This window comes from Thioclava sp. FR2, from assembly GCF_051200875.1.
Lineage (GTDB): Bacteria > Pseudomonadota > Alphaproteobacteria > Rhodobacterales > Rhodobacteraceae > Pseudotabrizicola.
On record NZ_CP195191.1, the window covers coordinates 3726735 to 3750232 of the forward strand.

The window sequence follows — 23498 nt, forward strand, 5'->3', positions numbered from 1 at the left end:
TCTGAAAGGCAAGGCGGGGAAACCCGCCTAGGCATTTTGATTGAAGTAAATGATCGTGCCGATGATGACGGCTGCCAACAGAACAGCGAAGGCAATCTTCCAGGCGCTCCACGGTCTTTCGCCTTGGACCTTGCCGGTTTGCCCGTTGACGACAAAGCGGTAGGTCTTGCCGTTGTATTTGTAGGCGGCCATCCAGATCGGCAGCAGGATGTGTTTGAAGGTTTCTGCGGAATAGGCGGTGTCGATCCGGTCAACCCGTTGTTCATCGCCACCGATATCCGCCCGAACATCGCGGTCAATCTGTGCGGCCATGATCTGTCGGGAAATAGCCTGCCCGTCGGATAGGCTGACGGTATAGCCCTCGGCCGTGAAGCCCGCCAGATAATCGGGGTTGTAGGGGGTTAGATCATTCAGGTTCCAAGGTGCCAAAGCATCGGTGTAGCGGCGCGGAATGGATGTGCTTGCCAGAACGAGAATGTCGTCAAAACGGCGGCTTACCCAGCCGGCAGCGTTGTACCAACGGGTTTTCTGGACACGTTCCTGACGTTGTTCATGGCGACCATTGACCTGAACCGTGACCGTCCGTGTCTCATAATAGTGTTCGCCTCGCGCCCCTGAATAGCGGCTGCGTGTGGCGGCATCAAAGGTCCAGTAGGGCACATAAAGCCCCGAAAGGGCGCGCCCCTTACGGGCGTACTCGACCAACCCGTTGGGCGCGAACCAGAGGTTGCCCAGCCATTTCACCATTTCCTCGCGGCCTGTGCGTTCGTCTATTGCAAAGGGCAGAAGGGCCTGAGGCTTGATCCGGCGTTCTGTTCCGGTGCCGATGGCGACGGGCGTGGCGCAAAAGGGGCATTCTGTGGCATGAGTCGCGCCACGGAACTCTACCTGTGCGCCGCAGGACGGACAGGGCGTGATCCGCACCTGTTCCAGATCCGAAGGCGCAAGGCCGTCCTTCAAGGCATCATAGAGATCAAGTTCCCGCAGGGGGGAAAGCCGAGCGGGCGGGGCATCCGGCAGTGCCTGTGTATAGCCACAGTGGTCGCATTTCAGGACGCCATCCTCGGGAGAAAAGCGCAGATCGGCGCCGCATTGCGCGCAGGGCCAGCGATGTTCTTCTGCAGACATTCTCGGGGTCCGATGACGCAATCAAGAGGGTTTTCAAAGGAAAGGCGGCCCGTCATAGCCGCCTTTCCAGATGCTTACACCGATGGGGGCGGGGGCGGCGGCACAGAATCGAACAGCCGTTTCAGCGCCGTATCTGCGGCCATTTTCCAGCCATCCTGACCAGCGGTCCAAACCATTGTAGCGCGCGACAGCTGGCCGGATAGGGCCATCTGCGCAAGCGTCGCTTCGTCGAACGGCCCTTTGATTGCGCCATTTTCGGCTAGATGCCAGACGGTGGAAGCCGCTGGTGGAGGCGGCGGCGGCGGAGCAGAGGCGGCCTGCGGGGCAGCCCCCCATGGGCCCATATTCTGGGCCATCGCCGCGCCGATGCCTGCGGCCATTCCGGCCCCCATCATGGCGCCTGCGCCACTTGCCGGGTTGGCCATGCCTTCGGCGGCATTGAATTGCATGTATTTGTTCAGATCCCCCGCGATGCCCATCGAGGTGCGCTTGTCGAGCACCTTTTCGACTTCTTCTGGCAGGCTGATGTTTTCGATGTAAAATTCGGGCAGTTCAAGTCCATAGGCTGACACGGCCGGGTTGATGGCAGCGGTCACGATCCGGCCCAGATCGCCGGTGTTGGCCGCCATGTCCAGCACCGGAATGCCAGATTTGGCGATGGTCTGGCTGAACGCCTGAACGATGATGTTACGGATCTGGTAGGACACCTCATCAGCGGTAAATTCCCCATCGGTGCCGACGATTTCCCGCAGGAAGACTCCGGGGTCGCTGACGCGCATCGAATAGGTGCCAAAGGCGCGGATGCGGACAGGCCCGAATTCCGGATCGCGGCAGATGATCGGGTTCTTGGTGCCCCATTTCTGATCGTTGAACCGGGTCGTGTTGACGAAATAGATTTCAGACTTGAAGGGGCTGTCGAACCCATGATCCCAGTGCTGAAGGGTGGTCATGATCGGCATGTTATTGGTTTCAAGCATGTAAAGGCCGGGGCCGAAGACGTCGGCCAATTGACCCTCATGCACGAACACGGCCGCTTGGCCTTCGCGCACGGTCAGCTTCGCACCATATTTGATCGCCTGGCCCCGGCGTTCAAAGCGCCAGACCATCGTATCCCGCGTGTCATCCAGCCAAGAAATGACGTCGATGAATTCGCCCTTTAGAAAATCAAAGACCATGGGCTTCTCCTTTGTGCCAATGGTTGAGGGTCAACTTTCGCCGCCGATCAGCCGTTTCGCAAGGTTTTGGATGATCGGGCGGGCTTCGTATTCGGTCATGCCGGGGCGCAACTCGGGCGAGTACAGCATCCGCAGCATCAGTTCGTCTTGCCCAGTCAAAAGCGCGAATTCCTCATCGTCGTTAAAGATCGATGGGCGGGCGCGCGGGCTGTCATTCGCCAGCCCAAGCCCCTGAGCGATTTCTTCATGAATGCAGGAAAGGCGCAGAAGATCGGGATGTTCAGCGCGGATGACGGCGACCGCGCGCGAGTAACGGCCAGATGTGCCATCGGACATGGCATAGACAAGGCAATAGGTCGAAAGGGGCATCTGGGTGATGCCTGCAACTTCACCCGAGGTCAGACCCGGCAGAGATTGCTGGATTTGCGAGCCAAGAGCGCGGCGTTCGTCTTCGTTTACGATATGGATCGTGAAATTGGGGGAAGCATCAGAAACGGTGATGGGGTGACCCGTGATCCGGCTGAGCCGCGCGAGATAAGAGCGGATCCGCGCCGTATCGGTTGCCCGCATGGTTGCCGGAACCGTTGGGCCAAACCGCAAGGCGACGCGCACAGGCTGTTCCCAACGGCGCAGGCGGCTTTCGGTCTGGCGCTGAACGGGGCCGCCGGGGCCACGGGCGTATTCGTCATAAAGAGCGATGCGGATAAAGTTTTCCGCAAGTTGACGATCAGTATAGGGGGTGTCACGATCGCCGCCATCTGTCCGCAACAGGCCCATACCCAACAATTCTTCCTGCACTTTTGTGAAATGCAGCCGCACGGCATTGCTGGCGGCAGACGGTGGCAATGTCGGCGCCACGGGTGCCGGGCGCGGCACCGATGGCGGGGATGTCCGGGGCGCTTGTGGGCTGACGCAGGCCGAAAGCACGAGGGCTGCGGCAGGCATCAGGCACAGAAGGGAACGAAGGCGTGCGATCATGAACCGTTCTTAGCCTGCCGAATGGCTGCTGCCAACGCCACTGGTGCGCGCCTTGGCAGAGGCAAGCGTATCGCGAAGTTCAGCTTCCATTTTCTGCAATTCGGTTTCTGCGGCAGCGCGACGCGCCTTACCTTCGTCCGCGATGGCCAGACTGTCATTGATCGTGGCAATAAGCTGTTCGTTCGCGCGTTTGACGCTTTCGATGTCAAAGACCCCACGCTCCATTTCTTCGCGCACAACGCGGTTGGTTTCGCGCAGATGATCGGCGTTTTTGGTCAAAAGTTCGTTCGTCAGGTCATTGGCGTCACGCACGGCATCGGCTGCCTCGCGAGAACGCTGAATCGTGACCGCCTGCGCCAACTGGGTTTCCCACAGCGGCACTGTGTTTACGAGCGTCGAGTTGATCTTGGTAACAAGGCTCTTGTCGTTTTCCTGCACCAACCGGATCGACGGAAGCGATTGCATGGTGACTTGACGGGTCAGCTTCAGGTCATGGACGCGCCGTTCAAGATCGTCCCGTGCGGCGCGAAGGTCACGCAATTCTTGCGCCTTCATCACCTGATCCGATTCTGGCGCTGCTTTGACCTCGGCTTCCTTTGCTGGAATGTCCTTGGCGTCTGTCTCGGCCAGCTTTGCTTCGCCTGCTGCGATATAGAGCGCCAATTCATCGTAGAAATCCAAGGTCTTGGCATAAAGCACATCAAGCGATTTGATGTCTTTCAGCAAGGTATGTTCATGCTTGAGCAGATTTTCGGTGATCTTGTCGATTTGGCCCTGAACATCTTCGTATTGGGCGACAAATTTTGCGAAGGGTGCGGCGCGGCCCAGCAGTTTTTCCCACCAGCTGCGTTCGCGGCGCAGATCCAGTTCTTGTGATGAAAAGCCACGGATCGTGGTCACGATCTGGCGCAGGCTATCGCCGGCAGGGCCGACGTCCTTGTTCTTCACATCGGCCAGCATTTCCTGACTGATGACCTGAAGTTCAGCTTGCGCCTTTGACCCGAAGGAAATGATGGATTGGGTGTTGGCCATGTCCAACTCGCCCATACGCTGGCGGATTTCGGCGGCCTTGCCTGCCGACGCAGCCTCAAGCGGAACAATCTCGCCACCGGGTTCTGGCAGGATAACAGCCGTCACAGCTTCCAACTGGGCCAAGGCTTGGGTCGCTTGTTGTTGAGTCGTTTGGGTCATGGCACTCTCACTGGTGGATATTGGCTATAAGTCAGGTTTCGCGCTGCAGCCGTTCGCGCAGCACCTCGATTTCGACGTTCATGTCCGTCTTGTTATCGGCAAGCAGGCTGCGTGAGCGGTCTGCGAAGGTGGTTTCAAGATCGTCCAGCAGGGTTTCATAGTCGCTGCGCGCCTTTGGGTCGCGCGTCTGCGCATAGAGATCGGCGAACTTCACCGTCGCGTCGCGGGCCCCCATCAGATAGACAGACAGGTATTTGCGGGCTGCGGTCAGGTCACGCGGGTCTTGCTCGACCGTACGAAAAAGCGCGCGCGCCGTGCTGGAAAAACGGTCGACGCGAGCCTCAAGCTGGCGGTCGCGTGCGCGCAGAATGGCGTCACGCATGGCAGACAAAAGCTTCTCGGCCTCATCCACGGCCCGCGCCACGCGGTCAGTCTGGAAACTGTCGATGCCTTCAGCACCTTTGTCTTTCAGCGGATCCATCCCGAAGCTGCCCAAATGGAGTGCGCTTCCCACGATCCCGAAAAGAATGGCGTAGACCGCTGGTCCATCTGACATCAGCGTGCCCGAGGCCAGGGCCGTTCCCGTCAGGATGGCCCCCACGATCTTGCGTGGAAAGGCCGGACGTCGTGCAACGGTTCTGGACTCGTATGCGGCTTCTGCGGTCAAGCCTTCACGCGTCAGCCATGCGGAAAGCAACATCAAACCCGTCGCGCCCAAACCCAAAAGAAGTTCGCGCGGCGTGCCACCGAAGGCGGAGGGCACGAACAGCAACGCGGCCACAAAAAGAAGGGTCGATTTTGTTCCGGCGCGGGTTGGTTGGCGATGGTCAAACGGGTTCGTGCTGGACTTTGCCGGCTGTGTCGTCGTTTGAGAATTCGGACTGAACTTTCCGCCAAAGCGCTGCGCCATCAGAGGCCAGCCCCGAATGCGACATAGGCTGTTAGGCCCAAAAGCAGGACGAAAGATAGGTTTTGCAAAGACTTAGCGGACATCCATGCCCCTTTTTGATCGCACTTGCCCGCGACGGGCTGAAATACTGTATCAGAGTATAGGAGATGGGGGTAAGCCATTCCAGAGCAAGAAGAGGGGGAAGGGTTCCAAGTCCTTCCCCCTCTTTGCTTGTATGGAACGCATCAACAACCGGCCAGTTCCTGCCTGGGGCCAATTGATGACGGGATGGTCATCGTCCACGCTTTGGCGAGGTTGGAGCGTTACGGCGGGGGCCCGATGGCGATGCAGGTTTTGCCCGGCTCGTTTTTGGTGCAGGTATTTCGGTGGCGTTCTTGCGGTCTGTTGGTCGCGCAGACTTTGGTTTTGATGGCGCCGAGCGATCTTTGCCCTCGGTAATGTCACTCCAGGCATTCGAAAGTTTCCGCAATCCCTCACGCCCTTTCGCACTTGTCACGCGACCGGGCGTTTCGGCCTCGTCGGACGGTCTGCGTTCGCTGCGCTTTGGTCCCGTTTTTGCCCGTGGGGGCACGTCCTTGTCGGCTGACCGCTTTTCGCGTTCATCCGATCTGCGCTGCCCATAGGGTGCCGTCTTGCGCCGCGTCTCTTCGGTTGCCGCAGGCTTGCGTGGCGCGCGTGTGACTTTGGGGCGGCTTTCTGCATCGCCCTGATCGTCGGGAAGCAACTGCCCAAGCTGTTCACGCAAAATGCGCGCGCGAATTTCCTCAACCTCGCCCGGCTTCAACTCGTTCAGGCGGAACGGGCCATAACTGACGCGGATCAGCCGGTTCACGGTCAGCCCGATTTCAGACATTGCGCGGCGGATTTCCCGATTTTTCCCTTCGCGCAGCCCGACCGTAAGCCACGCGTTCGCGCCTTGGTGTCGATCAAGGATAACGTCCATCGGCTGAAAACGCTCCCCCTCGATGGTCATCCCCTTCCTAAGCGGTTCCAGATCGGGGTCTGTCGGGTTGCCTTTGACGCGCACCCGGTATTTCCGCAACCATCCCGTCGAAGGCAATTCCAAGCGGCGTTTCAGTTCGCCATCATTGGTCAGAAGAAGCAGGCCCTCCGAGTTAAGGTCGAGGCGGCCAACCGACATGACGCGGGGCATATCCTCGGGCAAATTGTCAAAGACAGTTTCCCGCCCTTTCTCGTCTGAGGCCGAGGTGACGAGCCCTTCGGGTTTGTAATAAAGCCAGAGCCGTGCTGGTTCGGGGGCGCCGACGGGTTTGCCAGAGACAGTGATCTTGTCTTTCGCAGTGACGTTCAGGGCCGGTGACGTCACAAGTTTTCCGTTTACTTTGACTTCGCCCGCCTCAATCAGACGTTCCGCCTCTCGCCGTGAAGAAATGCCAGCACGCGACAGGACTTTGGCGATGCGGTCACCTTCGGTGCTTTTCGGTTCCGTCGTTGTAGCGGCTTTCGGCCTTGGTTTGGCTGCCCTTGCATTGTCTGAAGGTTGGTCTTTCCGGGGCCGACTGGATTTCGGGGGGCTTGTCTTTTCGGACATGGGAGGCGACCTTCGGCGCTAATCGGAAATTGGGGGGCGTTGGGGCCCGCGAAACCTGACAGTATTTTGGAACGAAGAAAGGGGCAAGGTGGCCTTCCGATCCTACATGGACATCGCATTCGATGAAGCGAGGGCGGCCTTTGCGCGTGGCGAGGTTCCGGTTGGTGCCGTTGTCGTTTCGCCTGATGGCCATATCGTGGCGCAGGCGGGAAACCGGACGCGCGAATGGAGCGATCCAACCGCACATGCCGAGATTGTCGCGATCCGCGCGGCCTGTGCAGCGATTGGCTCAGAGAGGTTGGTCGGACACAACCTTTATGTGACGCTGGAACCTTGCCCGATGTGTGCGGCTGCTATTTCGGCAGCGCGCATTGAAAGGCTTTACTACGGGGCATCGGACCCAAAGAGCGGTGGTGTGGAGTGCGGTGCCCGCGTCTTTACCCATGCTCAGTGTCACCATGTTCCCGAGGTCTATGATGGAATTGGCGCAGCAGAATCCGAACGGATGCTGAGAGACTTTTTCAGGGCCAAACGCGAAACACCGTGACTTCAGCCGATTGCGACCAGATGGTTGTCCCACATCGGGACGTCTTTTCGGATCAAAGTAAGCCCGTCGTCAGTCACTTGCCAAAGTGCACCGTTGCCGTCGCTGGCAACAAATCCTGTGCGATTTGGCGCAACCCCGGCCAGATCGGCCCGTCGGAAAGTTGTGATCGGTTCTCCGGAAATGTCAAACAACATGACGGCACCGCCCTTTGACGACGTCACCGCGATCCGGTTTGCATGCGCAGCGATGGACCCCGCATACCCTTTCATCGTCAGCATTTCATGATCTGCGGCCGGGCAAAGGCGTGGTTTCGTGCCCGGCACCCAAAGACCAAGCAGGGGAACGGGTTCGGCGATATCGCCCTCCCACTGCATCGCAAAGGCGATGGTTTCACCGATAAGCGCGAGGTGCCGGATTGAATTCTTGTTCAGTTCGCGGGGCAGTTCTGCTTGGTCCAGTATCTGCCCGTCCGGACTTAGGCGGGTCAGATTGGGTTTCATATCCTCGACATTCAATTTGGTGCGGTCAGATGGATCGGTTTCAATTCCGCCATTCGCGATGATCAGACCCCCTGCAGGATCCAGCTTGATGTCATGTGGGCCGATGCCGCCGCTGTTCCATTCGCCCAGACGCCGATAATCGCGCGTGTCCCACAGGCCAATCTTTCCCGCAGACCCCTCGGCTACGACTTCTGACGTCAGAAGCAACTGGCCATCTGGCGAAAAGGCTCCATGACCGTTGAACTGGCGGCCAGCGGGCGGTGTCAGTGTTGATAAAACGTCGCCGGTTAAACAGTCGAAGACTAGTCCGAATATCCCCGGACGTCGGGCAAAGGCCACCGCCTGAGGGCGGAGAGGATGGACCGCAGCAGCATGGCCACGATCTGGCAGGGGGAGCGAGAAAACCGTTTTTGCGCCTGCGTCCAAGCCGTGAAGCACATAGCCGGCCTGCGTTTTTCCGGCGGCCACGAAGACCGGGTTTCCAACATCTGCCCATGTCGGGCCCGCCATCAAAGCTGTTGCCCCAAATCCTGCCAGAAAAGCGCGGCGAGAGGTCATCGGATCAGTCCCCATCTGCCGCGTTGAAGCCTAGGTCAACATCAAGATCGCGCGCCAGTTCCTGTCGGGCAACTTGCTGAATGGAGTTGATCGCTTGTTGCAGAATTTCGACCTTTAGCCGTGTCGCTGGGTCAGCCACGCCATCAAAGGTCGGATCGTTCAACTCTTCTGCCAAGGTGAGGGCATGGTCAAAGGCTGCGAGTGTCTTGGGAATGTCTGGTGTAAGACTTTCAGACAAGGCACGAAGCGCACGCAGCGATAGGGTCACATTCCGTAAAGAGCGGCCGGAGGCACGGGCTTCGGCCAATTCGGGGCGAGGGCGATCAAAACTGCCCAAAGGGCGACCAAGCCGTTGATCGCGGTCAAAGGACAATTCGGCGTCAATCTGGGTGAAGAGAGATTGCCTGACCTCGGATCGGGTGAGGAAGGTCGAGTTTTCGGGGGCTCCGGCGGTCAGGATTATTTTCGCAAAATCACTTTCCCACTGATTGCGGATCAGCGAAGACATGCGCGCAAGGTCATCTGCCGTGGCGCGGATCAGCGGACAGGGATCTGATTTTAGGTCCGAGTTTGGCCAAAGCAGACGCTCCAGCCCCGTAAGGCCACGGGCCGCAACGGATTGATGCGCGAATTTTTCTGGCTGCAGATCTTCGGCACTGGCGGTCAAAAGGCTGCGCTGCGCCTTCGCGCCCAGACCTTTGGGGTCCGGCCAATATGCGATGGCAAGGCCCATTCCGTCCTGTTCGACAGGCCCTATCTTTATTGCGGCAATAAAGAGCCATGCATCAAAAGCAGCGTGCCAAGCTGGGATGATCGCTTCGGCATCGCAGGTCTGTTGTGCCGTGGCGGCAAGCTGCAAAGCGGCGGTTTCAAAGGCGGCATAACCGGGTGTCAGAATATCCCTGACCGCCTCGGGATAATCAGCCCGCGCGGTGCTGGCTGCAAAAAGCGAAAAGGCAAGAGTTAGCCGAAGGAACCGCATTGATCAGAGACTTTCGAGGAAGGCGATGACTGCGTCACGGTCTACCGCAGAAAGGGATGCAAAGCCATCACGCGAGCCCTTTGCTTCTCCGCCGTGCCAAAGAATGGCCTCGGTCAGAGTGCGCGCGCGGCCATCGTGCAGAAACTGGGTATGACCGCTTACTTGCTGGGTCAGGCCGATCCCCCAAAGCGGCGGCGTCTTCCATTCAGATCCCGTGGCGCGTCCTTCAGGCCGATGATCGGCCAGGCCTTCGCCCATGTCATGCAAGAGCAGGTCGGTATAGGGCCAGATCAGTTGAAAGCTTTGTTCTGGTTGGTCTTCAAGACGATGTGTAACGTACTTTGGCTGATGGCAGCCAGTGCAATTCAACTGGTAAAACAATTCCTTGCCACGCAGCACCTGCGGGTTACCTAGATTTCTGCGTTCGGGAACCCCAAGGTTTCGGGAATAGTAGGTCACGAGATCAAGGCTTTCGGAATCAACTTCCAACCCATCTCGGGCGTCGCTCTCTTGGCCATGCGGTGCCGCGCGACAAGCGGTTTGCGCAAGGGTGCAATCGCCCCACGGGTCGGGATGGAGGGGAGTAGACAGCCCCATATCACCCGCGAAAGCGCCCGCCGACTGCTCTCGGACTGTGGGCGCGCCTGCCTTTAGGCCAAAGCGGCCCAGCATAGGGATGCCAAATTCGACCGAGAGGATGATTTGTGCCCGACCAGAGATCCCATCGCCATTCAAGTCGTCCGGATCGGCGGTGGCCAAGATGTCGGCTGCAGGAATGGCCTCCAAAAGACCCAAGCCGATCATTTGGGGGGCGATGCGCGGGCTGATCATGACATCAGGATCCAATGCGCCATGGCCGGGGTTGGCAATGGCATAGTCGGGATGCCGCAGGGAAACTGACGTCCCATCAGGCAAAAGGACCGGACTCTCGGTGTAGGTCACGCTCATGCTGCCCTCGGCCACCTGACCCGGAGCCGCGAAATCCTGCAATTGTCCGCCATAGGTCGGTTCGGGAATTGTCGAGAGCCACTCGGTTATTTCTGCGGGTGTTTCTCCGCCGGGCACCGAGAGCCGCAGGAACATAGAAACGCGGCTGTCATCCGGTCCCTCGGGCGTATGCCCGCGCCCGTCTTTCAAATGGCAATCCTGGCATGCGCGCGCATTGTAATATGGGCCAAGCCCGTCAGAGGCTTTGGTAGAGGCCGGTGCCGCGACCCATGTCTTTGTGAACAGGCCGTTGCCAAGTTTGAAGTCCAACTCACGCTCGAAGGGCATATTGGCCGAGGACTGGCTGAAGGCATCGAGCGTTCGTCGCGCCCGAACCGTCGCAGCCCCCGCCTGCATCTTCTCGTAAGGTTCAGGTTTGGAAAAGTCAGTGGTCGGTGCTCGCACCGCCTCGATGCGGGAGATTTCCTCTTTCGTCCGGTTGACGACCGACAAATGTCGATCGTCCAAGGCCTGTGCATAGGCAGAGGTTGATAAGAGACCGAAAAGGAGAGCTTGGCGCAGAAGCATAAGGTCTGTCCTGGCTGGAAACCCGCACGCTTGGCGGTGACGTCACTGAAATACGGCGCTGGGCGCGTCAAGGCTATCAGAGCCTTCGAATTCGATCTTCGACAGACCAAGCGTCGAGACGACCCGCTCGACCGACTTTGTCTGAGTGACCAGTGCGTCGACAGCCGCCATGATCAGGGTTTCGCCTTTTTCGTTTCCGGCTTCCAACATCTGATCATAGGCAAAACCGGCCTCAGCCTCTGTCCTGATGGCCATGAGAGCGTCAAGGGAGATTTCCAGATCGGCCTTCAGTTGCGCGTCTATGGCTGCGTCCTTCTCAGCGACCAGAGAGGAAAGCGAAGGGACTTCAAGCACGGTGCCGTCCAGCCGGGTGTAGCGGCCAAGGTAGACGTTCTGAAGGCCCAAGCCATCGTAGTAGTGGCTGTTGTGGGTGTTGTCCGAGAAGCAATCGTGCTCTTCCTCGGGGTCGTTCAGCATCAGACCCAGTTTGATCCGCTGGCCCGCGAGTTCACCGTATCCAAGGCTTCCCATCCCTGTCAGTATGGCGAGCAGGCCAGTATTGGCGTTTGCAGTTACATAGGTGCGGCCTGCACCACCTTCGTCCCACGCAGCAACCATTTCTTCCAGATCAGTGACCAGCAGAGCGCTTGCTGCCGCAAGGTAATCTGCACGACGGTCACAATTGCCGCCGGTGCACTCTGCGCCCTGAACGAAATCGGTATAGGGGCGGTTTCCGGCCCCCGAGCCAGTGCCATTCAGATCCTGCCCCCACAGAAGAAATTCGATGGCATGATACCCGCTTGCGACATTCGCCTCGATCCCATCGGCTTCGTGAAGCGTGCCTGCGATCAGTTCAGGCGTGATCTCGGAGGCATCAATCTCGCGCCCCGACAAGGTAAAGGATGGGGTCGCAATCACGTTCAATGCAGCATGGGTGTTTTCTTCATTCACCGCTGTATCGGTTTCGACGTAGTCGATCAAACCTTCATCTAGCGGCCATGCGTTGACGCGTCCCTCCCAGTCATCGACCACTGGATTTCCAAACCGATAGGCTTCGGTTTGCTGATAAGGGACACGGGCTGCCAACCATGCCGTTCTTGCTGCTGTCAGCGTCTCGGCCGAGGGAGAAGTGATCAAATCATCAACGGCCGATTTCAGGCTGACCGCAGTCGACAAGCTGTCCTGATAGGCGGCAAAAGCGAGATCGGCGTATCCTGTGACGACCGCGTCAGGTGTTTCGGCGGAAACGGCAGATGCCGCGATGCAAAGCGTAAGGCAAGAGGAAGTGAGGCGCATGGCGGCGGTGTCCTTTGTCTGGGCGTTTTGGCTGTGGCGGCAGGGCTTGGCGGTGCGCGTGAATCACATTTGGGCAGATAAATCCGACAAAAATACTATGTTGTAAATACTGATTGTTTATATCGGGAATTGTTGCCCTATTCAGTTCCGGCTTTCCTTGCGCGGAGACAGTGTTTAAGTCACGGGTATCCGAGCAAAAGGGGCACGTCATGAAAATCGACAATCGGTCCATTGGCCCAGATCACCCACCGTTGGTGATTGCTGAGATTGGCATCAATCATGGTGGCGATCTTGCGGTCGCCAAAGAGATGGTGCGCCTTGCCGCCCTGGCTGGCTGCGAGATGATCAAGCACCAGACGCATATCATCGAAGACGAGATGACCGATGAGGCCAAGTCGATCTTCCCGCCAAATGCTGATGTCTCGATCTGGCATGTGATGGAACGTTGCGCGCTGAGCCGTGAAGACGAGGCCGAGTTGAAGCGGTACACCGAAGAACTGGGCATGATCTGGATCTCGACCCCGTTCTCTCGCGCGGCTGCCGATTTTCTAGAGACCTTGGATGTACCCGCCTACAAGATCGGTTCAGGCGAGGCGGATAACCTGCCGCTGATCCGCCACATCGCCCGCAAGGGAAAGCCAGTGATCCTGTCCACCGGGATGCAGACCATCGAAACCATTCGTGCAAGCGTCGAAATCCTTGATCAGGCAGGCGTCGAATACGCCCTTCTGGAGTGCACGAACCTTTACCCGAGCCCGGCTGAAATCGTTTCCTTGCGTGGCGTGACGGAATTGAAGACGGCGTTTCCAAAGGCTATCGTGGGCTTTTCCGACCATTCCATCGGGCCGGAAATGGCGTTGGCCTCTGTTGCGCTGGGCGCATGTATTCTGGAACGGCACTACACCGACACGCGCTATCGCAAGGGGCCGGATATCATCAATTCGATGGATCCAGCGGAATTGAAATTCCTGATCGACCGCAGCAAGGAAATCTGGATCGCCGCCAACAATCCTAAGCAGCGTTCCGCGCCGGAAGAGGATGTCTATCGCTTCGCACGCGGCTCCGTTGTGGCGGATGGCGACTTGCCGGCAGGCCATGTAATCACAGAGGCGGATATCTGGGCGCGGCGTCCCGGATCGGGTGAAATCGCGGCTTATGATTTTGACAAGGTGGTTGGCAAAACGCTGACGCGATCTGTAAAGCGCAACACGCAGTTGAAATGGTCTGACTTGGCCTGAGGGCGTAGGGCGGTGATCCTTTCAACCTCGCATAACTTCATCTTTGTGCATGTCCCAAAGACAGCAGGCACGGCCATGACGGCCGCGCTGGAACCCTATGGCATTTCTGGAACCAGAACCAAATGGCGAAGGCTGTTGCGCCGTGTGCCCATTCAGGAAGAAGCGACCAAGGCCTATTTTCGCAAACACGAGACGGCCTTGGATATGCAGCGGAAAATGGGCTCGGTGGCCTATTCCGGGTTCTTCAAGTTCACGGTGGTGCGTAACCCGTTTGACCATGCAGTATCGCATTACGAATATCTGAAAGAGTTCCGAAACCCAAAGCTGGCAGCACAGTTTGCGGCCATGTCATTCGCGGACTATCTGCGGTGGCGCGAAACGAGGCGCGGCCTTTTTGTGCCGTTTTTCACAATCCTTCCTGATCAGGCCCATTTCATCGCGGATGCAGCAGGCACATCGCTATTGGTTGATCGTGTCTTGAAATTTGAAACGCTTGCCGATGATTTCGGACGGCTGTGCAAAGAACTTGGGCTTCCAGACATTGCCATGGAAAGGATCAACCCGACTCGAGCAAAGAAAGCAGGGCGCGCGTTGGACAGCTATTACGACGAAGACACCTTTGCGGCTGTCCAACGGATTTACGCAAGAGATTTCCCGCTGCTAGGGTATTCCCCCGTCTTGCCCAAGTCTTAACGGGCGTAGCCAAACGCTTCAAAGATCTGTCGATCTCGTTCCTGAATGGCAAGTTTCTGCGTTTCAGTCAGCAAACTTGCCGCTGGGGCGCGATTAGACCGATGCTCACCTTTGGCAAAAGGCATATGAGCGTTCAGATCTGCCCCGACCCGCTTGGACAAGTGGGATAAATCTTCGGCCATTTCTTCGTAACGGATCACCAGATCAGGCCGTCGACTATCGAAGAGATAAGGGAGATTTGGAGAGGCTTGGCGTGTGCCATGATCGACGAAAGCTGAAAGAGGTGCGGATGAGTTTCGCAGTTTCTTTTGGTGCCATGCCCAAGAGACGATCTGTTCATACGGGTGACGCACCATAGAGACGAGGAATGCTTTGGCGAGCATCTCGCCGCCGCCGCGCCTGCGGATGGCTGCGGGCGTTATGTGATTGTAATATCGGGCAGTGAACTTTGAATACAGCTTGCCATGTCCGCCGGGCATCATTCGTTTCGGCACCTGTCCGGTGGTCCTGAACGATGCAAAGTCAGCAAGGTATTTGTGTTCTGTCCAAGAAATCCATGCCCAGTTCTGGGGGAGGCGGCCACCGGCCTCGGCTCTTTTCAGCTCATCTTCCGGCAAAAGCGGCGTAATGATATCCGCCTGACCGCCCGGTGCGCAGGACAAAGCAACCTCGACCGAGGTTGACGCCGTCTTGTGGGGTTTGATGAACAGGATGTTCTGTTCGCTTAGGAAAATCATGAAACCCCTGAGTGACCGGATTTGAGGCTGGTTTGTCCGTTCCCTACAAAGACAGTGTCCAGTTTTGCAAGCAAATAAGGCGACAGGCCGCCCGATGGCTTGGCATCGCTGGGCTTCCAAATTCGGGTTGCCAGTGAATGTGAAACCTTGAACAGCCAACTTATCGGTGACGAAGCAAGGGCAACGACCGTGATCTCTCCTCTGCCGTCTGATGGTTTGATCGAGTTCAGCAACATACTTCACGTCTCGCCCCGTGACATTTCCGCAAAGTTTGCTATGGGCTAGGCCATGACCCGTTCGCTTCTCTTTCTCACAGGTACCCGCGCCGATTTTGGCAAGCTGGAGCCGTTGGCCGCCGCCGCCCGCGACGCGGGCTACCGTGTTACGTTCTTCGTGACAGGAATGCACATGATGGAGCGGTACGGCCTGACAAAACTCGAAGTCCATCGAATGCCCGGCGTTGGTGTTCATGAATTCCTGAACCAGAGGGCTGGGGATGGACAGGACGTGGTTCTGGCCAAGACAGTCATGGGTTTTTCCGATTATGTGATGGAAAATCGCCCTGATCTCATCGTCATCCATGGCGATCGCATCGAGGCGCTTGCCGGAGCGTTGGTTGCTGCAACGAATTATGTGCCTTCTGCGCATATCGAGGGTGGCGAGGTGTCGGGCACGATTGATGAGGTGTTCAGGCATTGTAACACCAAGCTAGCGACCCACCACTTCGTATCGTCCGAGCAGGCTGGGCGGCGTGTCATGGTCTTGGGTGAGCCTGAAAGTTCAATCCACGTCATTGGATCGCCGGAACTGGATTTCCACGCGGGACCATCTGGTGTGACACTGGATGAAGTGCGCAAGCGTTACGCCATAGATTTTGCCGATTACGGAATTGCGGTTTTTCACCCTGTCACCAGTGAGCAGGGGACCATGGGGCAACAGGCCCAAGATCTCTTTGGGGCGCTGGAACGTGCAAAGCGGAATTTCGTCGTGATCGCGCCCAACAACGACCCGGGGTCCGAGGCGATCTTCTCGGCCTTGTCCACCTTGCCGAAGGATCGGTTCCGCCTGATCCCATCTATGCGCTTTGCTCATTTTTCAGAGCTGATGAAGAACGCGGCCTGCATGATTGGAAATTCCAGTGCGGGTGTGCGTGAGGCACCCTTCCTTGGAATTCCATCGCTGGATATTGGGACGCGGCAGACCAACAGGGCGCAAGCAAGCTCGGTTCATTCCTGTGCTGCGAATGATGTTACAGCGATTGATGCTTTCTTGGGTCAAGAGTGGGGCCGTCGTCATCCGCCGCATACAGGGTTTGGCGAGGGGCGCGCGGCAGATAGATTTGTCGACACTCTGCGCCAAGAAGAATTCTGGGCTCGGGGCTTGCAAAAGGCCTTTCACGATTTTGGCTGATCAAGGGCAACATCGTAAGGGCCGACAGTCTACAGGCCTCTTGCTGCGGGCCTATTTGCTGGCCAGCAATGCAATACCCCTTTTGGCTCAACCCGTGCTTCGACGCCGTTTGGCCAAGGGGAAGGAAGACCCTGCACGGTGGAGAGAGAAGCTGGGACTTCCGAGCCTTGGCAGGCCAAATGGTCGTTTGGTCTGGCTTCACGCTGTGGGACTTGGCGAGGTCTTGGCGCTGCGTGGGTTGATCAGCGAAATGTCGCGTTTGGCACCGGATCTCCATTTTCTGGTAACATCGACGGCCAAATCTTCGGCGAAGGTCATGGCGGCGAACTTGCCTCCACGTTCGTTTCACCAGTTTCTGCCTTTGGATGCGCCGGTTTATCTTGAACGCTTTCTGGATCATTGGCGTCCAGATCTGTCGGTTTGGGCCGAACAGGAAATCTGGCCCGGAGCTGTCGTGGCGCTGTCGCGCAGAAAAATCCCGATGGCTCTGGTCAATGCCCGGATCACCCACGAAAGCTATCTGCGAAGAAAGCGTGCTGCCGGGCTTTATGGTGACCTGTTTCGGCGATTCTCCTTGATTGCCGCGCAGGAAGAAGAGACGGCATCCAGACTAACGCAATTGGGTGCATCTGATGTGCAAGTGGCCGGTTCGTTGAAGTCGGCGGCGCCGCCGCTGGGCGTCGATGCTGCCGAACTTGCGCGGCTGCAAACCATTCTTGCGTCTCGAAAGGTCTGGGTTGCCGCTTCGACTCATGCTGCCGATGAAGCGGAAGTCTTGCGTGCGGTGCCCGGATTGGGGACGGAGTTTCTGACAATCGTTGCCCCGCGCGATATTGGGCGGTCGGATGAAATTGCCGCGGCCCTTGCGGAAGGCGGCATCAGTTTTGTCCGTCGAAGCCTTGGCCAAGTGCCGGGGGCGCAAACGAAGGTTTGGCTGGCAGACAGCTATGGTGAACTTGGGATCTGGTATCGACTGGCTAAGGTTGCGCTTGTCGGCGGCGCTTTTGGAGAGGTGGGCGGGCATAACCCATGGGAGCCCGCGGTCCTGGGGGTTCCAATTTTGCATGGCCCGAATACGTCCAATTTCGTCGTGGATTATGACCTGCTGGACAGCAAGAATGCATCGGTCTTGGTTCAGCCCGGAGGTCTGGCGACGGCCGTCTTGCAGCCCGGTCTCGAGGCGATGGGAGAGCGGGCACGGACGATGGCCGAGTTGGCGAAAGGCAAGCTTGCGCCGCTGGCAGAAGATCTGGTTGCTTTGATCGCGAGGACGGAATGACCATCGTCTTGCGAGTGTTCCTGTTGGTTTGGGCATTGCTGTGGACCGCCGGGTTGCCGGCTGTCCTCTTCTATCTGTGGCGCAGAGGGCGGAAAGATCCTGTCTACTGGTCGGCATTGGCCGAGCGATTTGGCCGCTATGACAAGGCTTTGGCGGGTGCAGTCTGGGTGCACGCGGTCTCGCTTGGCGAATTGCGATCCGCTGTTCCTTTGATCCGCGGACTTCTCGATCAGGGGCACAACATCGTCACAACCCATTTTACCCCTGCTGGCAGGTCAGAAGCGGAAAAGGTCTTTTCAGCAGAAATCGCCGCTGGACGGGTCCGCGCCGTCTGGGTGCCATTTGATGTGGGCTGGGCGTTGAGCGGCTTTTTCAGAACTTTCCGTCCCGCTTATGGGCTGGTCATGGAAATCGAGATTTGGCCGGGGATGGTATTTTCTGCACGAAAGCACGGCGTTCCGCTGTTCATGTGCAATGCGCAGTACCCGGAAAATTCACTGCGCCGCGATAGCGGGGGGCTGCGGTTGCGGCAGCAAGTGATGCAGGGCTTTGCTGGTGCCTTGGTGAAATCTGACCTGCAAGCCAATCGTTTTGCGGGTGCAGGAGTTCGGAACATCGCTGTTACGGGCGAGTTGCGATTTGATCAGCCAGTGCCGCATAACCTTGTCCGAGAGGGTGTGGCCGCACGGCGCTGGATCGGCGCTGGTGAGCGTCGCGTCATCTGCATTGCAAGCGCAATTGAGGGCGAGGATGAGGTCTATCTTCGTGCGATCAATGACCTTAATTTGCATTGCCGTGAAAATGGATTGCCAAAGCCCCTTGTCGTCTATGTGCCACGACGGCCGGAACGGTTTGACGAGGTTGCACAAATGCTTGCGTCCTCGGGGTTTTCCGTTCTGCGGCGGTCAGGTTTGGGATCTGTTTTCAGTCCCGACCACTGGCCGGCGATTGATGAGTGTCCGGACATCTTTCTTGGTGACAGTCTGGGTGAAATGTATGGCTATCTGGCCATGGCCGATCAGGTCATTGTGGGCGGGGGATTTTCGCCCAAAGGCGCCCATAACATTTCCGAAGCGCTGGTTCTGGGCAAGCCTGTCGTCACTGGCCCCCATACACACACAATCGAATTCCCCTTTGCCGAAGCTAGGGCCGCCGGGGTCGCTGCTTCCGTTCTGGATGCTGCCGCGTTGTCTGCCTGGCTGATCAGGGGCTCATACCCGAACCCCAAGGCAATTGCCGATTTCGTCGCAACGCAGGTCAACGCAACCGAGCGTACGCTACACGCCATTCCCCGCCTGCTGTCCGCGGTCAAACCTTCCTGACGCCTGCGGCCAGTTGCTCTTTCAGCAGGAATTCTACCAAGCGGAAATCATAGGGCGTGTCGATGTCATGGCAACGGTCTGAGTCGAGCACATATGGAACAACCCGACCTTCATAAATCGTTTTGGCGCGCCGCAAGTATTCAGGTGCCACCACATAAACGACGCCAACATGTTCATACACCACAGGTGCGTCCTGACGTGCCCAGACCCCGCCAGGAAGGGGCTTTGAGACATGCAAGGCACCAGAGGCATCGGGCTCGACTAGGTTGAAATATGGATTTTTTCGAGCCTCGCAAACGCTCATGACCATGTCAGGATGTTCGTTTGTGAAAAGATCGAGTGCACCGTCGATATCTTCGGGAATGCGCAAGGGCGAAGTGCAGTCCAAGTCAAGGAAAGCCGAAACCGGCCCAGTCTTTTCCTCGGAGGTTGCGAGTGCATGCTGCCAGACACCCCATTTCGGTGCGGTGTCCGTTGCCAGTTCGGCTGGGCGCAGGCCAATGTCCAGCGCTCCACGCTTTACAGCGTGCTCATAGATTGCCTCATCATCAGTGGACACCACCACTGCTCCAACGCGAGGATTGGCAAAAAGTTGATCCAACGACCAGTCAATCAGAGGTTTGCCACAAAGGGGCCGGAAGTTCTTGCCCGGCACACCCTTGGACCCTTTGCGCGCCCCGATATGCCCAAGGATCATGTCCTGACCCCGGCAAAACGCGCTTGCCAGTCGACGCGCTCCTCGTCGGTGATCTTGCGGAACAGGTTTTCGGGAACGCTGAACGCATGCCCGGCCGGAAGGGCGCGGATCGCGTCAGACAGATGTTCAGGCCATGTCCAGTCATCGCAGCCCATCGCTTGCATCATCGTCGCCGCGGCGTCAGGGATGAAAGGCTGTGACAGGATGGCGTAAATTCGGATCAAGTTCAGGCTCAGGCGGATTTGGGCCTCGGCCCGCTCTGGCTCGGTCTTGATTGTGGCCCAAGGTGCCGCCGCTTGCAGATATTCGTTGCCCGCGACCCAAATCGCCCGCAATTCGGCCGCTGCCTTACGAACGTCCATTGCTGACATGTGGGTTTCATAGTCGCGAACCCGTGCCCCCAGATCTGCGATCAAGGCGGTTTCCTGTGGTCCGAACTCTCCACCGGCTGGAACCGTCTCGCCCAGCTTTGAACGGGCGAACTTGGTTACGCGGCTGACGAAGTTCCCAAGAACATCGGCCAGATCCTTGTTCACAGCAGTCTGGAAATTGTCCCATGTGAATTCGCTGTCCGAACTTTCCGGAGCGTGGCTGAGCAGCCACCAGCGCCAGTAATCCGACGGAAGGATCGACAAGGCCTGATCCATGAAGACGCCGCGCCCGCGCGAGGTCGAGAACTGGCCACCGTCATAGTTCAGGTAGTTGAACGATTTCAGGTAATCGACCAGTTTCCACGGCTCGCCCGAGCCAAGGATGGTGGCCGGGAAAGACAGGGTGTGGAAAGGCACGTTGTCCTTACCCATAAACTGATAATAGGTCACGTCATGGGCACCCTTGTCGGTGCGCCACCAGCGTTCCCATGCGGCATCGTCCAGTCCGTTTGCATCGGCCCATTCAGCGGTGCCCGCGATATATTCGATGGGGGCGTCGAACCAGACGTAGAAGACCTTGCCTTCCATGCCCGGCCAAGGTTGGTCGCCCTTTTTGACAGGAATACCCCAATGCAGGTCGCGGGTAATGCCACGATCCTGAAGCCCATCACCGTCATTCAGCCATTTCTTGGCAATCGAGGTCGTCAGTACGGGCCAATCGGTTTTCGAGTCGATCCATGCCTCCAGCTTGTCCTTCAGAGCGCGCTGCATCAGGTACAAGTGCTTTGTCTCGCGCTGTTCCAGATTTGTGCTGCCGGAAATCGTGGAATGCGGGTTGATCAGGTCGGTCGGGTCCAATTGCTTTGTGCAATTATCGCACTGGTCGCCACGGGCCGAGTCATAGCCGCAGTTCGGGCAGGTGCCTTCGATATAGCGGTCGGGTAGGAAGCGGCCATCGTCGATCGAGTAGATCATCTTTTCCGAGACTTCGCGGATCAGGCCGTTTTCGGCCAGTTTTCCTGCGAAATGTTGGGTCAACTGATGATTGCGCTGGCTGGAAGAACGCCCGAAATGGTCAAAGGACAGCCGGAAGCCGCGGGCGATTTCGGCCTGAACCTCGTGCATTTCGGCGCAGTAATCGGCCACAGGCTTGCCTGCTTTGGCGGCTGCCAATTCGGCAGGCGTGCCGTGTTCATCGGTCGCACAGATGAACATCACCTCGTTTCCGCGCGCCCGCATGTAGCGTGCAAACAGGTCAGCCGGAAGCTGGCTGCCCACGAGGTTGCCCAGATGCTTGATCCCGTTGATATAGGGAATGGCGGAGGTGATGAGAATCCGTGCCATGATGCGCCCTTTGTTGTCTGGGCGCTCGTTTATCCTGTCTTTACAGGTCATGCCAGTCCATGTGCGGGCCGATTTGCGTTCATGCAGGGAATTGCCCGGTTTTAGTCTTTGGCGGCATTACGGGTCGTCAGGAATCTACTTCTGCTGCCCAGATGGCAGGGCCGTTTGGTTGCACAATGGGTCTCGCGATCGATGCTTGCGGTCGGCGGCATTCGTTAGATCTGTCATCAGGCTTGGGAATGTTGGGCTGCGAGAGGCTGTGCGACAGTGCCCCCGTCTGCGGCCCGGATCAGCCTCCAGTCTTGTGGGCGTGCTTGCCGTGCTCGCGAAAGCCGGATCTGCAAGGCGATCCCTTCTGAGTCCAATAGACCCGAGGGCGCTGGCATTGGGTTAGCTTGCCACCTGCTTTCTACCCCCTGTGCGCCGCCGGATCCCGGCGTCAACAGCAACCCAATGGGGGCGGTCTGACCGGTGCCAAGTGCCGTCTCTGCCGCCAGATGCAGGCGGCGCACAGCGGTCAAGTTGGGCGGTTCGGGGAACTCGGCCACGACAACTGGCGCGGTTCCAGATCGGAGCCCCTCTTCCATCGCCCACTGTATATCTTCTGCCCTTCGGCATTGGACAAAGATGATGCGGCCGGGGTGCAGATAATCTCGCATCCCGCAGGAATAGGGGCGCTCGGGGAACCATGCGGGCGCGGCCCATATGACAGGGCCGGTGGATAAAGAGAGCGTCATCAAGGCAAAGGCAATTCGGGACGGGCCGCAGAATTCATGTACGCGGCCCCGCATGAGGCCAGGCCCGATCTCCCCGGGCAGCGCAAGCAGCTGCGGGTGGCGCGGGCCTTTGGAGGGCAGGCCGGAAATCTGGTGAATCGGCAGACTCATGCGTAAAAGATAAATCGTTCACTATTTGTTCTCAATTCCAATTCGTGACTTGCCCACAGGGATGCAGCCATTACCTTGTAGCCAAATGCAGAAATCAACGGGATGGCATCATGAATCGGGTTCAACTGGGGCGAACTGGGATCGAAGTATCACAACTCTGCCTCGGGACCATGACTTGGGGCAGCCAGAATAGCGAAGCCGAAGGGCACGCGCAGGCTGACATGGCAGTCGCGCAGGGCGTCACGTTCTGGGACACCGCAGAAATGTATCCCACCAATCCCGTGCGGAAAGAAACGGTCGGGGACACCGAGCGCATCATCGGCAGTTGGCTAAAGTCGCGCGGGGGGCGGTCACGCCTGCAGATCGCCACCAAGATAACAGGTGCCGGGCAAATGATGGTGCGTGACGGAGAGGCCGTCACTGGAGACAGCCTGCGACGGGCCGTCGAGCAGTCTTTGCTTCGCCTGCAAACCGATTACATCGACCTTTATCAACTGCATTGGCCGAACAGGGGCAGTTACCATTTCCGCCAAGCCTGGCGTTATCAGCCAAAGGTGACCGACCGCGCAGCGGTCGAGGCCAATATGCTGGATGTCCTGAAATCTGCCAAAGACCTGATTGCCGAAGGCAAGATCCGGGCAATCGGGCTTTCGAACGAAAGCGTCTGGGGGGCAGGGACTTGGCTAAGGCTGGCAGAGCAACACGATCTTCCCAGAATGGCATCAGTGCAGAACGAATATTCGCTTCTGTGCCGCCAGTTCGACACCGACTGGTGCGAATTCAGCATGATCGAAGACATGCCCCTCTTGGCGTTCTCGCCACTGGCGACGGGTCTTCTGTCCGGGAAGTATGCGGGTGACGTGACCCCTGACGGCACAAGGCGCAGCTTTACGCCGGACCTCGGTGGCCGTGTTACGACACAGGTCTTTCCTGCCGTGGCGGCCTATCTTGGGATCGCTGCCAAGCACGGGCTGGACCCATGTCAGATGGCGATTGCGTTCTGTTTAAGTCGGCCCTTCCCGTGCATCCCGATCATCGGGGCATCATCGTTGGACCAACTTGCGCTAAATATCCGTGCTGCCGAATTGACACTAAGCGACGACGTGATGGCTGATATTGCGCAAGTGCATCGGCAATATCCGGCTCCTTATTGATCTGGCTCCAGATCAACGGGATCCGGGCTTGCAT

At 58.0% G+C, this 23498-nt stretch carries 21 protein-coding genes; 7 read left to right on the forward strand and 14 right to left on the reverse strand.

Annotation, left to right across the window (positions count from 1 at the left end; all coding sequences use genetic code 11):
• Positions 1 to 27: 27 nt before the first annotated feature.
• The 6 genes from ACSBLW_RS18035 to ACSBLW_RS18060 form a co-directional block, all read right to left on the reverse strand.
• Positions 28 to 1128, reverse strand: a complete 1101-nt coding sequence (locus ACSBLW_RS18035; RefSeq protein WP_435257982.1) for a primosomal protein N' (replication factor Y) - superfamily II helicase — start codon at positions 1126 to 1128, stop codon at positions 28 to 30.
• Between the two features lie 74 nt (positions 1129 to 1202).
• On the reverse strand, positions 1203 to 2303 hold the full coding sequence (locus tag ACSBLW_RS18040; RefSeq protein ID WP_435257983.1) for an SPFH domain-containing protein: 1101 nt from the start codon (positions 2301 to 2303) through the stop codon (positions 1203 to 1205).
• 30 nt (positions 2304 to 2333) lie between these two features.
• Positions 2334 to 3281: a DUF2927 domain-containing protein gene (locus ACSBLW_RS18045; RefSeq protein WP_435257984.1), complete on the reverse strand. Its 948-nt coding sequence runs from the start codon at positions 3279 to 3281 to the stop codon at positions 2334 to 2336.
• Between the two features lie 9 nt (positions 3282 to 3290).
• Positions 3291 to 4472 (reverse strand): toxic anion resistance protein, encoded by a 1182-nt coding sequence (locus tag ACSBLW_RS18050; protein ID WP_435257985.1) that lies wholly within the window; start codon positions 4470 to 4472, stop codon positions 3291 to 3293.
• Positions 4473 to 4503: 31 nt separating this feature from the next.
• Positions 4504 to 5382: a 5-bromo-4-chloroindolyl phosphate hydrolysis family protein gene (locus ACSBLW_RS18055; protein ID WP_435257986.1), complete on the reverse strand. Its 879-nt coding sequence runs from the start codon at positions 5380 to 5382 to the stop codon at positions 4504 to 4506.
• 271 nt (positions 5383 to 5653) lie between these two features.
• Positions 5654 to 6934: a pseudouridine synthase gene (locus ACSBLW_RS18060; protein WP_435257987.1), complete on the reverse strand. Its 1281-nt coding sequence runs from the start codon at positions 6932 to 6934 to the stop codon at positions 5654 to 5656.
• An 88-nt stretch (positions 6935 to 7022) separates the two neighbouring features.
• On the opposite strand from ACSBLW_RS18060, the gene ACSBLW_RS18065 reads away from it, so the two are divergent.
• Complete coding sequence (locus ACSBLW_RS18065) at positions 7023 to 7481, forward strand: nucleoside deaminase (RefSeq protein WP_435257988.1); 459 nt, start codon at positions 7023 to 7025, stop codon at positions 7479 to 7481.
• 2 nt (positions 7482 to 7483) lie between these two features.
• On the opposite strand, the gene ACSBLW_RS18070 is transcribed toward ACSBLW_RS18065, so the two are convergent.
• The 4 genes from ACSBLW_RS18070 to ACSBLW_RS18085 are packed head-to-tail and all read right to left on the reverse strand — an operon-like array spanning position 7484 to position 12332.
• Positions 7484 to 8539 (reverse strand): DUF1513 domain-containing protein, encoded by a 1056-nt coding sequence (locus ACSBLW_RS18070; RefSeq protein WP_435257989.1) that lies wholly within the window; start codon positions 8537 to 8539, stop codon positions 7484 to 7486.
• A gap of 4 nt (positions 8540 to 8543) precedes the next feature.
• Positions 8544 to 9521, reverse strand: coding sequence for an imelysin family protein (locus tag ACSBLW_RS18075; protein WP_435257990.1), 978 nt, complete (start codon positions 9519 to 9521; stop codon positions 8544 to 8546).
• 3 nt (positions 9522 to 9524) lie between these two features.
• Positions 9525 to 11036, reverse strand: a complete 1512-nt coding sequence (locus ACSBLW_RS18080) for a di-heme oxidoredictase family protein (protein WP_435257991.1) — start codon at positions 11034 to 11036, stop codon at positions 9525 to 9527.
• A gap of 42 nt (positions 11037 to 11078) precedes the next feature.
• Positions 11079 to 12332, reverse strand: coding sequence for an imelysin family protein (locus ACSBLW_RS18085; protein ID WP_435257992.1), 1254 nt, complete (start codon positions 12330 to 12332; stop codon positions 11079 to 11081).
• A 209-nt stretch (positions 12333 to 12541) separates the two neighbouring features.
• On the opposite strand from ACSBLW_RS18085, the gene ACSBLW_RS18090 reads away from it, so the two are divergent.
• Together ACSBLW_RS18090 and ACSBLW_RS18095 are read left to right on the forward strand one after the other, a co-directional pair.
• Complete coding sequence (locus ACSBLW_RS18090) at positions 12542 to 13570, forward strand: N-acetylneuraminate synthase family protein (RefSeq protein ID WP_435257993.1); 1029 nt, start codon at positions 12542 to 12544, stop codon at positions 13568 to 13570.
• 12 nt (positions 13571 to 13582) lie between these two features.
• Positions 13583 to 14263, forward strand: a complete 681-nt coding sequence (locus ACSBLW_RS18095; RefSeq protein ID WP_435257994.1) for a sulfotransferase family 2 domain-containing protein — start codon at positions 13583 to 13585, stop codon at positions 14261 to 14263.
• On the opposite strand, the gene ACSBLW_RS18100 is transcribed toward ACSBLW_RS18095, so the two are convergent.
• Positions 14260 to 15243 carry a hypothetical protein gene (locus ACSBLW_RS18100; protein WP_435257995.1) on the reverse strand — a complete coding sequence of 328 codons (984 nt, stop codon included), beginning with the start codon at positions 15241 to 15243 and terminating at the stop codon, positions 14260 to 14262. The two genes, ACSBLW_RS18095 and ACSBLW_RS18100, sit on opposite strands and share 4 nt — an antisense overlap.
• A gap of 45 nt (positions 15244 to 15288) precedes the next feature.
• Between ACSBLW_RS18100 and neuC the strand changes: the two genes are divergently transcribed.
• The 3 genes from neuC to ACSBLW_RS18115 all read left to right on the forward strand — a co-directional run bounded on the left by neuC (position 15289) and on the right by ACSBLW_RS18115 (position 19011).
• Positions 15289 to 16410: a UDP-N-acetylglucosamine 2-epimerase gene (gene neuC, locus ACSBLW_RS18105; RefSeq protein WP_435257996.1), complete on the forward strand. Its 1122-nt coding sequence runs from the start codon at positions 15289 to 15291 to the stop codon at positions 16408 to 16410.
• A 94-nt stretch (positions 16411 to 16504) separates the two neighbouring features.
• A complete protein-coding gene (locus ACSBLW_RS18110) occupies positions 16505 to 17689 on the forward strand; it encodes a 3-deoxy-D-manno-octulosonic acid transferase (protein WP_435257997.1) in 1185 nt (394 codons plus the stop codon).
• Complete coding sequence (locus ACSBLW_RS18115; protein ID WP_435257998.1) at positions 17686 to 19011, forward strand: 3-deoxy-D-manno-octulosonic acid transferase; 1326 nt, start codon at positions 17686 to 17688, stop codon at positions 19009 to 19011. The genes ACSBLW_RS18110 and ACSBLW_RS18115 overlap by 4 nt, the downstream gene beginning before the upstream one ends.
• Here ACSBLW_RS18115 and ACSBLW_RS18120 read toward each other — a convergent pair.
• From ACSBLW_RS18120 to ACSBLW_RS18130, 3 genes are all read right to left on the reverse strand, one after another.
• The gene (locus ACSBLW_RS18120; RefSeq protein WP_435257999.1) at positions 18998 to 19708 is read right to left on the reverse strand and encodes a cytidylyltransferase domain-containing protein; all 711 of its coding nucleotides are present in this window, start codon (positions 19706 to 19708) and stop codon (positions 18998 to 19000) included. The genes ACSBLW_RS18115 and ACSBLW_RS18120 overlap by 14 nt on opposite strands.
• The gene (gene metG / locus ACSBLW_RS18125; RefSeq protein WP_435258000.1) at positions 19705 to 21423 is read right to left on the reverse strand and encodes a methionine--tRNA ligase; all 1719 of its coding nucleotides are present in this window, start codon (positions 21421 to 21423) and stop codon (positions 19705 to 19707) included. The genes ACSBLW_RS18120 and metG overlap by 4 nt, the downstream gene beginning before the upstream one ends.
• 227 nt (positions 21424 to 21650) lie before the next feature.
• Positions 21651 to 22310 carry an ImuA family protein gene (locus ACSBLW_RS18130; RefSeq protein WP_435258001.1) on the reverse strand — a complete coding sequence of 220 codons (660 nt, stop codon included), beginning with the start codon at positions 22308 to 22310 and terminating at the stop codon, positions 21651 to 21653.
• Between the two features lie 110 nt (positions 22311 to 22420).
• Between ACSBLW_RS18130 and ACSBLW_RS18135 the strand changes: the two genes are divergently transcribed.
• Entirely contained in the window at positions 22421 to 23464 is a 1044-nt protein-coding gene (locus tag ACSBLW_RS18135; RefSeq protein WP_435258002.1) for an aldo/keto reductase, read from the forward strand.
• Positions 23465 to 23498: the final 34 nt, after the last annotated feature.